The organism is Sphingobacterium sp. JUb20 (assembly GCF_004342035.1).
Classification (GTDB): Bacteria; Bacteroidota; Bacteroidia; order Sphingobacteriales; family Sphingobacteriaceae; genus Sphingobacterium; species Sphingobacterium anhuiense.
Window position 1 is genome coordinate 289,006 of record NZ_SLYV01000008.1, and the last position, 12,116, is coordinate 301,121.

At 36.0% G+C, this 12,116-nt stretch carries 7 protein-coding genes; 2 read left to right on the top strand and 5 right to left on the bottom strand.

Going from position 1 to position 12,116, the window contains the following annotated elements:
• Window positions 1-26: 26 nt before the first annotated feature.
• The 5 genes from EDF66_RS15425 to hemA all read right to left on the bottom strand — a co-directional run bounded on the left by EDF66_RS15425 (window position 27) and on the right by hemA (window position 6,403).
• On the bottom strand, window positions 27-848 hold the full coding sequence (locus EDF66_RS15425) for a hypothetical protein (protein ID WP_132843614.1): 822 nt from the start codon (window positions 846-848) through the stop codon (window positions 27-29).
• 60 nt (window positions 849-908) lie between these two features.
• Window positions 909-2,240, bottom strand: coding sequence for a glutamate-1-semialdehyde 2,1-aminomutase (gene hemL, locus EDF66_RS15430; RefSeq protein WP_132843616.1), 1,332 nt, complete (start codon window positions 2,238-2,240; stop codon window positions 909-911).
• A 176-nt stretch (window positions 2,241-2,416) separates the two neighbouring features.
• The gene (gene hemB, locus EDF66_RS15435; RefSeq protein WP_132843618.1) at window positions 2,417-3,388 is read right to left on the bottom strand and encodes a porphobilinogen synthase; all 972 of its coding nucleotides are present in this window, start codon (window positions 3,386-3,388) and stop codon (window positions 2,417-2,419) included.
• A 50-nt stretch (window positions 3,389-3,438) separates the two neighbouring features.
• On the bottom strand, window positions 3,439-5,031 hold the full coding sequence (gene hemC / locus EDF66_RS15440; RefSeq protein WP_132771503.1) for a hydroxymethylbilane synthase: 1,593 nt from the start codon (window positions 5,029-5,031) through the stop codon (window positions 3,439-3,441).
• Between the two features lie 130 nt (window positions 5,032-5,161).
• Window positions 5,162-6,403: a glutamyl-tRNA reductase gene (gene hemA, locus EDF66_RS15445; protein WP_132771502.1), complete on the bottom strand. Its 1,242-nt coding sequence runs from the start codon at window positions 6,401-6,403 to the stop codon at window positions 5,162-5,164.
• A 1,115-nt stretch (window positions 6,404-7,518) separates the two neighbouring features.
• Here hemA and EDF66_RS15450 point away from each other — a divergent pair.
• Together EDF66_RS15450 and EDF66_RS15455 are read left to right on the top strand one after the other, a co-directional pair.
• A complete protein-coding gene (locus EDF66_RS15450) occupies window positions 7,519-10,485 on the top strand; it encodes a SusC/RagA family TonB-linked outer membrane protein (RefSeq protein WP_132843620.1) in 2,967 nt (988 codons plus the stop codon).
• A 12-nt stretch (window positions 10,486-10,497) separates the two neighbouring features.
• Window positions 10,498-12,099: a RagB/SusD family nutrient uptake outer membrane protein gene (locus EDF66_RS15455; protein WP_132843621.1), complete on the top strand. Its 1,602-nt coding sequence runs from the start codon at window positions 10,498-10,500 to the stop codon at window positions 12,097-12,099.
• The last annotated feature ends 17 nt before the right edge of the window (window positions 12,100-12,116 follow it).

Genomic DNA, 12,116 nt, shown 5'->3' on the forward strand with positions numbered 1-12,116 from the left:
AGCCTTTTTTATAATGCTATTAGCTTTTATTGTGCTAATAATTTGATATCTCTTTCTACAGAAACATTGTCACCAGTGATGGCATTACCATCCTTATCCACTAGTGTCAATTTTACCTTCACATCCCCTAAAGGTAAGCCCTTGATTTCATATGGCCCCCATTTATCCAATGTGAACTGTTTCCCATTCACATCCGCTAATACTTTATTGCCGTCAGCGGCTAAAGTCGTGTTGACTAAGAAAAAGTCTAACAATAATACTTTCGTATCTTCACCCTTATATTCACCTTTTGGACGGCTATAGAATAATGATGGAGCTGTAACTGCTGCATCTTGAACTACTTTTCCATCCTTGTCAATCTTAAATTTAACCAATTTAGAAGCCTCAGTTGTCTTAATTGATTCATGGTAGGAGCGAGATAAGAATGACATCAGATAATGCTCCGAATTCAGCGCTAAAGTAACCGTGTTTTCTGGTTTATATAGAGCTGCATAAGGTTTATTGTCTAATATAAAGTGAATGTGTTGACCATCATGAGAATTTGCCATATGATGCTCATGAGCAGTTTGTTCAGTAAGGTTAAAATTACTAACAGCATACTTTACAGTTACTTTTGCAGAATCCGTTCCAACCTTTTCAGATGAAATAGACGCAATTTTCAAGTCAGCACCAGGAAATGCTTTCGAGTCCGAGACTGGTGTTACCGTGATTTCAGTACCAGCAACTGTATCAGTAGAAACAGTAGAATCCTGTCCCGTTGTTGTTTTAGTTGCGGTATTTTGACAAGAAGCTAATGTTCCTGTGATAGCCAAAACAGCAGCAACAGACTTTAAGATATTTTTTTTCATAATTATTATTGATTGATCATTCAATAAATATAAACAGATTATTTATGAAAAAGTTCACGATTACCCGAAAACTAAATCCAATGCCGCGAAAATATGTCTTTTAGCCGTAATTAAATCTTCATCTGTATGCGCATGCGAGATAAAGCCGACCTCATAACCAGAAGGGCCAAAGTATATACCACGATTCAGCAATTCACGATGCATCAATTTATATAATTCCATCGAATTTGGATCAATTTCGCTCGCTTTCAAAATCGCCTCTTGATCTGTAAAAGCAAACCAGAAGATCGAAGCAATCGTAAAGATTTTTACTTCATAATTCTTTTCTTCAATATAGTTTCGTATTTCAGAAACGAATGACTCCGTTTTTGCATTCAGGTTTTTATAGAAATCGGGCTGTGTTAAGACTTTACATGTGGCGATTCCGGCAGCCATTGCAACTGGATTACCTGATAATGTTCCCGCTTGGTAAACAGAACCATCAGGAGAAATACAGCTCATCAATTCTTTAGATGCCCCGTAAGCTCCAACCGGCATACCACCTCCGATAATTTTTCCATAGGTAATGATATCAGGTTGCACATCATAATAAGCGGCAGCACCTTCAAAACCTAATCGGAAACCAGTGATCACCTCATCAAAGATAAGTAAGGCTCCATTTTGTGTTGTTATCTCTCTTAAATAATGAATGTATTCTTTTGTCTGGAGTAAAAGACCATTATTGGCAGGAACCCCTTCAATAATAACAGCAGCAATCTGATCTTTAAATTGATCAAAAACTGCGGCCAACGCCTCTTTATCATTTAATGCAATGACAATGGTTTCATCAGCAAATGCTTTAGGAACGCCAGCAGAAGAAGTTTCACCAAAAGTAACCAATCCAGATCCTGCCTTTACCAAAAGAGAATCCGAATGTCCATGATAGCAACCCTCAAACTTAACAATCTTATCACGTTTCGTGTACCCTCTAGCCAAGCGGATAGCCGACATGACAGCTTCAGTACCTGAGCTTACAAAACGGATTTTTTCAATAAATCGATTATTAGAAATAATCAATTCAGCCAGCTCATTTTCGAGAGCAGTAGGTGCTCCAAAACTTAAACCTTTGCTTAATTGTGCCGTTACTGCCTCACGAATCTGATCGTTGTTATGACCTAAAATAAGTGGACCCCAAGAACAACAAAAATCGATAAACTCATTTTCATCCGCATCCCAGATATGAGCTTTATCTCCTCTTTCAATAAATAAAGGGGTGCCATAAACAGATTTAAAGGCACGTACTGGTGAATTTACGCCACCAGGAAAATATTGTTTCGCTTTTTCAAAAAGTTGTGCCGACTTCTCCCTAGAAATATCAGCAGTTTTCGTGTGAGCGCTATTTTGTTGTGTCATATTGATTATAATTTACAGGACAAAAGTATCCAATTATTTACTAAAATCTCTCATTTCAGTGTAAGGAATAGCATTATACAAAACACCATCTAGATGTTATCACGATGAGGACTTATTAAATAACAGATGAAGCCCAAGGATTATCCTTGGGCTTCATCTGTTATTTAATAAGTTGTTTATTTAATCCAACCTTTTTCTATAGCTTCTTTAGCATGGTACGTTAAGATTGCAGTAGCACCTGCACGACGGAAACTCATTAGAGTCTCCAATATAGCGGTTTCTTGTAACCAACCATTACCAATAGCAGCTTTGATCATAGCATATTCGCCGGAGACATTGTACGCAGCAATAGGCAAATCAAAATTATCATGTAATGATTTAATGATGTCCAAATAAGGAAGGCCCGGTTTTACCATTAAAAAATCAGCACCTTCTTCTAAATCTAATTGCGCTTCGATTAATGCTTCTCTACTGTTAGCATAACTCATTTGATAACTCTTTTTGTCACCTTTTTTAGGTGCAGAACCTAAAGCATCACGGAAAGGACCATAGAATGAAGAAGCATATTTTGCCGTGTAAGACATCAATGACACATTGGTGAAACCATTTTCGTCTAGAATATTACGGATAAAGCCAATACGGCCATCCATCATATCCGAAGGAGCGATAATATCCGCACCAGCATGCGCATGTGCTAAAGCCATTTTACCCAGAACAACTAAAGTCTCATCATTTAGGATTTCTCCATTCTCTACAATACCATCATGTCCATCCGAACTATAAGGGTCCATAGCAACATCAGTAATGACACAAGCTTCAGGGAAATTTTTCTTGACCTCTTCGATTGCTTGAAGATATAGCGTACCTTCTCTGTAGCTTTCAGTTGCGAATTTATCTTTCAAAGATTCTTCGACAGCAGGAAATAAATCAAATGAATTTAATCCAAGTTTTAAACAGCTTTCAATTTCACGCAATAAGTTGTCAATCGAATAACGAAAGATACCTGGCATAGATGAAATTTCAGTTTTTTGATTTTGACCTTCTACAATAAAGAGTGGAAAGATCAAATTAGCGGTACTTAAGCGGTTTTCTTGAATCATATCGCGAATCACAGCAGATTTACGATTTCTTCTCGGACGTTGTAACATGTTATATGTATTAAAAAAGATTGGAAGAATGTTAAATCCTTCCAATCGTATTATGATTTATAGTCTAATCCAAAAATGGCCTCAGCTAAGCCAATTTCATCTGGTGAATAAGGCAGCGTATAGGAAAGACCCATTTCGTCAAAAATAGCAGCCGTAGAGCGTCCAATACAGATCACCTGTTGCTCAGGTTCAATTAAGTTATTCACAAAATAAGCCTCAGCATTGCTCGGGCTTGTAAATATTAAGACCTCAGCACTTGTTGCATTGACATTATCCTCAAGCACAGTTTCATATACAGGCATATTGATCACCTTGGTTTCTGGACTAAGCGCTTTCTGAATTGTTTCCAAAGAACCTTTTGCTCGAGGAATTAAAACCGTACCACCATTTGCCAGTGCAGCAAAGTTAGCCCCGATTTCTTCCATGTTAATTCCGGACTGCTCGCCTGAAAAATCAGCAACACGGTCAAATTTGCGCAAAGTCTCCTCAGATCCACGTCCAACTACTGCAATTTTAGTCTTTTTACTTAGTCGTGGCTCCAAGCTAAAGAAATGTTCAATTCCATTTTTACTGCCGAAGAAAATCCAGTCCACATGCTTTAAAATGAACGGATCCAATTTATTTATTATTGGAAATATTTTGATTAAAGAGCGTGCATCAGCTTGAATATTATGCTTCGCAAAGAAGCGGGATAAATAAGAATGTTCATCTAGATCCCGGCTTATAAAGACAGACTTTGGTAATACCCGATCTTTCGCATACTTAGAGAAAATTATTTCAGGTAATAGTGCCGGGTCAGTTCCTTTCACATAAAAACGGTCAGGAAAATCATCACTGGTATCTGCGATAGAAGTCCATGCTTCGTACGTATCACCCACTTTACGGCAATAAGCACCAAGAGGGGCATGACAGCCAGCGTCAAATAGATTCAATACTTTACGTTCAACGGCGATGGTCTTCTGTACCTCCTCATTATTAATTGGCTGAAGAGCTTGAAATAATTCTGTGTCAATTTCTCGGATCTGAATAGCCAGTACACCTTGAGCAGGAGCAGGAACTAATTCAACAGGAGGAATTTCCTCAATATGGAAATCCGAGATGTCCATATCGATTCTCGAAATACCAGCCTTTGCTAACATGATGGCATCATACTGCTCATCACGAAGTTTCTGCATACGGGTCTGTAAATTACCCCGTAAATCTGTAAATTCAAGATCAGGTCTTATAGAAGAAAGTTGTGCTTTACGTCTGTTAGATGATGTACCCACAGTGGCATTATGTTTTAAAGAAAGACGTTTCTTAATATCTACACAATCTTTATGAATAATCAATAGTTCTGCAGGGTTTTCACGTTCAGATACTGCGGCAATGATTAATCCAGGAGGATTCACAGTAGGTAAATCTTTATGAGAGTGAACAGCTAGATCAATGGTTCCCAAAAGTAATTCTTCTTCCAATTCTTTGGTAAAAAAACCTTTTCCTTCGAGTTTATCTAAACGGAGATGTTGAATGATATCACCTTGAGTTTTGATGATTTTTAATTCAGATTCAATGCCAATTTCAGCCAGCCGATCTTTGATGAAGTTTGCTTGCCATAACGCAAGTGCACTTCCACGAGTACCAATGATAAGTTTTCTATTCACAATCTATATACTTTACCTTATTTTAATAATTAAGATAGGCAAAAGTAAATAAATAGTATTGATTTGTTGACACGTTACTGTCAGAATAAATCCAAATGCAGTGTGAAAAAGAGTTTTAGGACGCTCTTAATTAATTAACACCATTTTCGTTTACTTTGACTAAAATCTCTTTAGCCATTACCATAGGAACTTTGATGTATTTTTTTTCCATGTAATTAATAATCTTTTCCAATACATCACGCGCTTCAGGATCTAAGGCCTGAACCTCCGACGCAAAAACTTCATTTAATGCAAAAGATTTGATTTCTTTAATTTTTTGTGGAACCTGACGCATAGCAACTTCAACACGTCGCTGTTTAATGATAGGTAAAAATTCCTGAATATTGTCTGAAATAATCTTTTCAGCATTAGACAGTTCACTATAACGTTCTTCAATATTTTTGTTGGCAATCGCTTGTAGAGAACTTACCTCAATATAGTGGACCGCATTGTTGGCTAAAACTTCAGCATCAATATCATTTGGAATGGCAAGATCAATAATGATTTTCTTATCCATTTCTCCATTTAATAAAGATTGATATAGGGTATTATCAATGATGGCCGTTGTAGCACCTGTACAGGTAATGAGAATATCAAATCCACCTTTATAGTTGATCAATTCCGATAAAGGATAGGCTTCAGCATTAAGTTCAGTAGCTAATTTCTGCGCATTTTCAACCGTACGGTTAAAAATTACAAAATTGCTGGATTGTTTTTTCTGAAAATACTTTGCTAAATTTTGATTGGTTTCCCCAGATCCGATAATCAGAATTCTTGGGTTCTCAACAGATTTAATTTCTTTTAATTTGCGGTATGCTAAAGAAACAACAGAAATTGGGTTTCTGGATATTTTAGTGTGGGTGTAGACCTCTTTTGCCGTTTTTACCAGACGGTCCATTAGCATGCGTAGGAAGTCACCGGTAAATCCAGCCTCTCGACATCTTTCGTATGCCCGACGGACCTGTGCTAAGATCTCCTTTTCACCAACAACCAAACTTTCAAGAGAACATGACATACGAAGAAGATGATTTAACGCATCCATACCCTCATATTTGTTCACCTGACCTAAATAACATTGCAATCTTTCCTGAGGGACACAGAAATTGAGTTTCTCCATAAATTGTGCAATGAATTCATTTGTTAAGTCATGAGCACCATAAAACACAAATTCAACACGGTTACAAGTTCCAATATAGAATACTTCAGGAATATCCATGTTATGTTTTAGATTCATTAGTCTACTTTCTAACTCCTCATTACAAATAACTAGATTACCTAAATCTTTAAGTTCTACGTGTTTATGTGTGAATGCTAATACCTTAAGATTCTTCAAAGCAATACCCTCGATTAATTTTAACTCTGCAAATGTAGTTTAAAAGCTTTTGCTATATGTCAAAAATCTGTCAAACAGATGAATTTAGAATGATTACAAATAGTGTTAAATTAATGTTAAATTGATGATTTACATGGTCTTGGGAATCAATTGAATAAAATTATGTGAGCTGTATTATTATTTTTCATTTACAAATGTGAGCGATATCGTGATAAATCATGTGAAACCGATAATGCTGAAAAAAATCTCATATAATGCATAGATATTTTTAGTTTATTTTCCGATAGCTGACCGATTTATATTTGGAAGATTTTTTGATTTATACCGAACCCTAATTGTAGAATTATAAATTCTCGTAATATGCTAACTATTATATTGTCTTTTTTTTTTGTCAAAAAAAATTATTTACAGATTCTAGCTTGAAATTTTTAAAATAGTTTGCAAGACATCAATCCAGCATTGATATGGACGATCTTAAGATGACTAGGATATAAAATTGTAATTTATCGTTTTTTTGCTAAAAAACGTTTTAGTAGTGGAAACATGGTGGATTCTCTCAAAAATGACTAAAACGCTGATTATAAAATACAAAGATATTCATGCTGATTTTAATTATGTTACACATAAAGGGAATGGTAAAAAATGCAATCGATTGCTCATTTTACGCAAACGGTTTCGTTCGTTAGTGATATGGAATAACAATATTATTATTATATTATTGTTACATACTAACAATTATTAACTGCCAAAACGGAAGCATTTTTTATTATTAACCGATTTTTTAGAAATCATAATTTTACCAATTTTTTAATTTTAAAAAACCAAATGAAATCGAATGAAAAGAATATCTAAATTTATTAATTCATAAAAATTTAGCAAAAGTTAAGAAGTCTCTATTGCAATTGGCTTTCTGACTATAAATATTAACGCACTTACGTTATTTAATTAATAGTGTCAACTTGTCATTTATAGGCGATTTTATTTATAGTTATTTATTTTTAGGTAAAAAGCAACTGCTTTTCATCTTAGCTTTTCTATGCATTTTATCATAATGAGTCCATTTTGAGTGTGATTCATGCTGAATATTTTTATTAAAACTTAAATCAAATTAAATAATGGTTAAAAATTACACAAGCGTTTCTTTTGCTTTGTTTTTAGCTGTTGTTGGAACACAGTCACTTCATGCTAACCAAAAAATCTTAAAATTACCAACAATTAAGCATGGTCTTTTAAGGGATACCGTTAAGGGGGAGTCTTCCGACAATATTTTAGAAACAGATACGATTGGCCAGATGATGAAGGCCATGCAGAAATTTAAAACGATCCGGGATACCATTAATATCCGATCGGTCATTCCTGTCCCTAACCTTTCATTACAACAAATCGTCAAAGGAAATCTTCTTGGTGTCTATGTTCAAGAACCAAATGGTGAGCCAGGCACGGAGCAGAGTATGATTGTACAAGGTGCTTCTGGTGTCCTGTTTTCTAAAAGGGATGTTTATGCTTTGCAACCTGCCATATATCTCAATGGGGTCCCCATGGTACAAGAAAACCCCTTTGCATTTGACGTACAAAAATACGATTACAACCGCATCGGTCCTGCTACTAATTTATTTTCGCAAATTGATATTAGTAATATTGAATCCATTGCAGTTATTAAGGATCCTTTTGAACTTGCTAAATTGGGTCCAAATGCAGTAAATGGGGCTATTTATGTCACGACTAAAAAAGCAAAGTCAGGCTTAAGAGAAATTAGCTTAAATTCTTATTTTGGATATGTTACTGCACCCAAAGTGTATACTGTAAATGGTGTTTATGAGAATAATTTTAGAAAACCATTTTACGAAAAATATGGCAATCAAGAGCGGTATGATAATTATGCCAGCTATTTAAGAGATTCAACTAATACAGCTTATTTTGGTCCCTCAAACTGGAATGACAAATATTATAAAAATACCCCGACCTACTCTGCTGATTTAGGGATTACAGGAGGAAACGATCGTGCAAGTTTCCGATTTTTTGGTTCGGGAACAAAAAATGCCGGTAATGCTGACGAAACCAACTTGAACCGATACAATATATCTTTCGGGATTAATATGGCTCCTTTCAGTTGGTTAACGATGTCGAGTAATGTCAATACTTCACGTTTGGATCGAACCCGTAATAAAAGTTTAAGAGATCGATTCGCCGAAACGCGTTATATCCCAGATTTATCAAGTCCTTTGTCGCCCAATGCCGATGTGTTTGGCGCTTTTTTGGAAGAGAATGAAAAAAATGTTGATAACAATAGAGTAACGACTCTAAATGGTAATGTGACTTTGACTGCCCATGTCAATAAGCTACAGATTCAGTCGAGTTTAATGTTTGACTATAATGAAGGATCTCGCGATTTCTTCACACCGTCGACGCTTATGGATGGTGTGAGCTACATCTCGAACTATTTTGGCTACAGCCAGCGGATGATCCTCAATAACTCCGCTTCATATAAATTTGATTTCGCAGAACATCATGAATTGAATTTAGAAGTCGGTCAGACCTATCAGGGGGATACCTTCAAGTACAACTATGCGAGAGCTTATAATGGACCTAATGATTATGTCAAGTTGAGCTTTGTAGAGGGAGATAAAAATAAATCGGAATATTTAAACTCTCCTAATTTCTATGTGTTTCGCTATATCGACAAAGAAGTCAATAATCTGATGTCCTTTTACGGATCTGCCCAATATAAATACAAAAATTTATTAGCTGTGAACGCGATTGTTCGCAGGGATGGTTCTTCCAATGGACAACCTGATAGTAGATGGGTGACAACACCTTCCTTTAATGTTAATTACAGTTTAAAAGAGCAGTTTTTAAAAGACAACACTTTTTTCAATGCATTGAATTTATCAGGAGGCTGGGGTAGAACGGTTCGTACTTTCTTAGATGACCGTTATGCTGCAGGACCACAGTACCGATCGGAAAGCGGATGGTTTGAAGAACCAACTATTCCCGGTTATGGGCCTGTAATGGGAATAAATAGACCTTATGAGAGTGGCTTTATAGGTTATGGAATCAAAATGCCTGTAGCCGAGAGAACGAATTTGACACTTGATGGTACATTCTTAAATAACAGATTGAATGCGGCAATCTCAGCATACAATCGAAATGATAAAGATCAGTTAATTGGTGTTCCTGTTGCACAGGAGACGGGCTATAGCGTAAATTATAAAACCGGTTTAGAAGTTAATAATAAAGGCTTAGAACTGATGTTGAACGGTGCAGTAGTTGAAAATAAAAATGGATTCAATTGGAATTCCGCGATCAATGTTAATTATAATAAAAACAAAGTTACTGCGCTTCCAGACGGCCATCAAGAATTGATTATTGGAGACAACAAATTAGAGGTTGGTAAATCTGTAGGAAGCTATTGGGTATATTCCAATACAGGTATTTATAATACAGACGCAGATGTTCCTGTTGATTTAACTTTTAATGGTATTCCTGTGAAGGGAGGTGATCCTATCTGGAAAGATTATAACAATGATAATCGTGTCGATAACAAAGATAAAGTTTTGACAGGAGATCGTATCCCAAGTTTTGTCGGAGGCTGGAACAACACCTTTGCCTATAAAAACTTTGATCTTAATTTCAATTTTATTTTTGCTGCTGGGCATAAAGCTCTTAATCAATACGAAGCCACTAAATATGGCTTTATCAATCGTGAAGCTGGCAATGATATCAATTCGATCAAAGAAGTGTCTTCTTGGCAGAAAATTGAGAATGAAAAAGATTATCCAATTTATAACCCATGGAGTGATATCAATCCGTATCGCGTCGATCAAGATCTATTCTTGGATAATGCTTCCTATTTAAAGTTAAGGTCGGTTACTATTGGATATGACCTGAGTAAGGCTAAATTCTTTAATGCCTCAAAAGTGGGTATCCGCAGATTCTACGTCTATGCAACAGGTATGAACCTCTTGACAGTAACCAATTTTACTGGTGTAGATCCTGAATTAATCAATTTCAACGGGTATTATGACGGCGCAAACCTCTCCATTCCAAAAACTTTTGTAATAGGATTTAAACTGGATTTGTAAAAATAATTAGAGATGAACAGTATAAACAATAGAAGAAAATTAACAGGGCGTAAACTGGCAGTCAGCATTTTGACTGCAGTGATTAGTTTGAGTACTTTTTCTTGTAATAAAATAGATAATGTTTCTTCAACTCGATTGTCGACAGAAGAAACTAATTGGAAGTCATTCGAAGATGCAAAGGCCAATTTGATGTCCGTTTATGGATTGATGCGATCTGCTACCGTAGCAGATAATGGTCATTGGGTGATGGGAGATCTGAGACAGGGAGATTTTACAATTAATAATCGTGCGGATCTAAAGGCCGTTGTCAACGGACAGCTAAATGCATCATATCCAGTAATTAATCGTATTACAAACTGGAGAAGATTTTATGCTGCTGTTAATGCTGCCAGTCTTTTCATTGAAAGATCAAATGAAATTGTAGCAGTAGATCCCCGCTATACCAAATTAAATAATGATGTAGATATTGCCCAAGCTAGAATACTACGTGCATTTGCTTATTATTATATGGCTCGGATCTGGGGAGATATCCCTTTATTGACATCATCACATGATGGTGATTTTGTACAATTACCGAGAACTTCGCAACAAAAGGTATTGGGCTTTGCAACTTCAGAATTGTTAGCAGCAGCTAAGGTCGTTCCTTTCCGTTACGGTGGAACAGATCCTATTTTCCCAGGACTTTATTACGGTGAGGGTTGGGCTTCTTGGAACGGAAACGTATTTACCCGCTTATCGGCTTATATTATTCTTGCACATATAGCCGCTTGGCAAGGGAATTATACAGACGCAGCCAACTATGCTAAATTTGTATTAGATAATCAGTCATCTCAATATTATGTCGACGGAGCCAATCCATTGGATTATATCGATATGAATGCGCTAACGGAGAATCAAAATAATATGAGCCCATTTGCTTATAAAAGAGCAACTGTAATGGTCGGTTTTCCTTTTGAGTCTGGTAATGGATTAGCGACAGCGAATGGTCATATTGAACAATTAACTTTAGCCGCTCCTTTCATTCCAAAAAATCGTCCGGAAATGTTTGTTTCTAAAGATACAATTATAAATGTCTTTAATAACCCTTTTGATTTACGTTTCAGTGTTGATAGACTGACCGGATTATACCGCACGAATTATTTCTATAATTTCGAATCCGAAATGCCAATTTTTAATAAGATCAAAGTGCTCTCCCCTTCTAATACTTCAGGTAATTTTATGTTATTCAGTTCGTCAATGGTCTTCAGCAGGATGGAAGAAATTACGTTGTTGAGGGCTGAGGCATTAGCAGTTATAGGTGATACGGAAGGTGCATATACCGCTCTAAATAGAGCTTGTGCTTTGAGGGGTATCAATTATACGACTATCAACTCTCCAGATATTTTTAAAGCAATTTTTGAAGAACGTAGAAAAGAGTTAATGGGCGAGGGATGGAGATGGTACGATCAAGTGAGATATAACCGAATCAAGAAATCAAATGCAATTTATGCAACAAAAAATGGAAAGGGTATGACCTTTAAACAATTTGAAGATGCAGGAGGTATTTACTGGCCAATTTCTCAGGATGTCATAAGTGCAAATCCATCTATTATTCAGAATCCATATTGGCAATAGTAATTTCAAAACGTAAA

Bases quoted from the DNA above. Each gene is read 5' to 3' on its own strand.
- EDF66_RS15450 (WP_132843620.1), top strand. From the start codon at position 7,519: ATGGTTAAAAATTACACAAGCGTTTCTTTTGCTTTGTTTTTAGCTGTT.
- hemB (WP_132843618.1), bottom strand. From the start codon at position 3,388: ATGTTACAACGTCCGAGAAGAAATCGTAAATCTGCTGTGATTCGCGAT.
- hemL (WP_132843616.1), bottom strand. From the start codon at position 2,240: ATGACACAACAAAATAGCGCTCACACGAAAACTGCTGATATTTCTAGG.
- EDF66_RS15455 (WP_132843621.1), top strand. From the start codon at position 10,498: ATGAACAGTATAAACAATAGAAGAAAATTAACAGGGCGTAAACTGGCA.
- EDF66_RS15425 (WP_132843614.1), bottom strand. From the start codon at position 848: ATGAAAAAAAATATCTTAAAGTCTGTTGCTGCTGTTTTGGCTATCACA.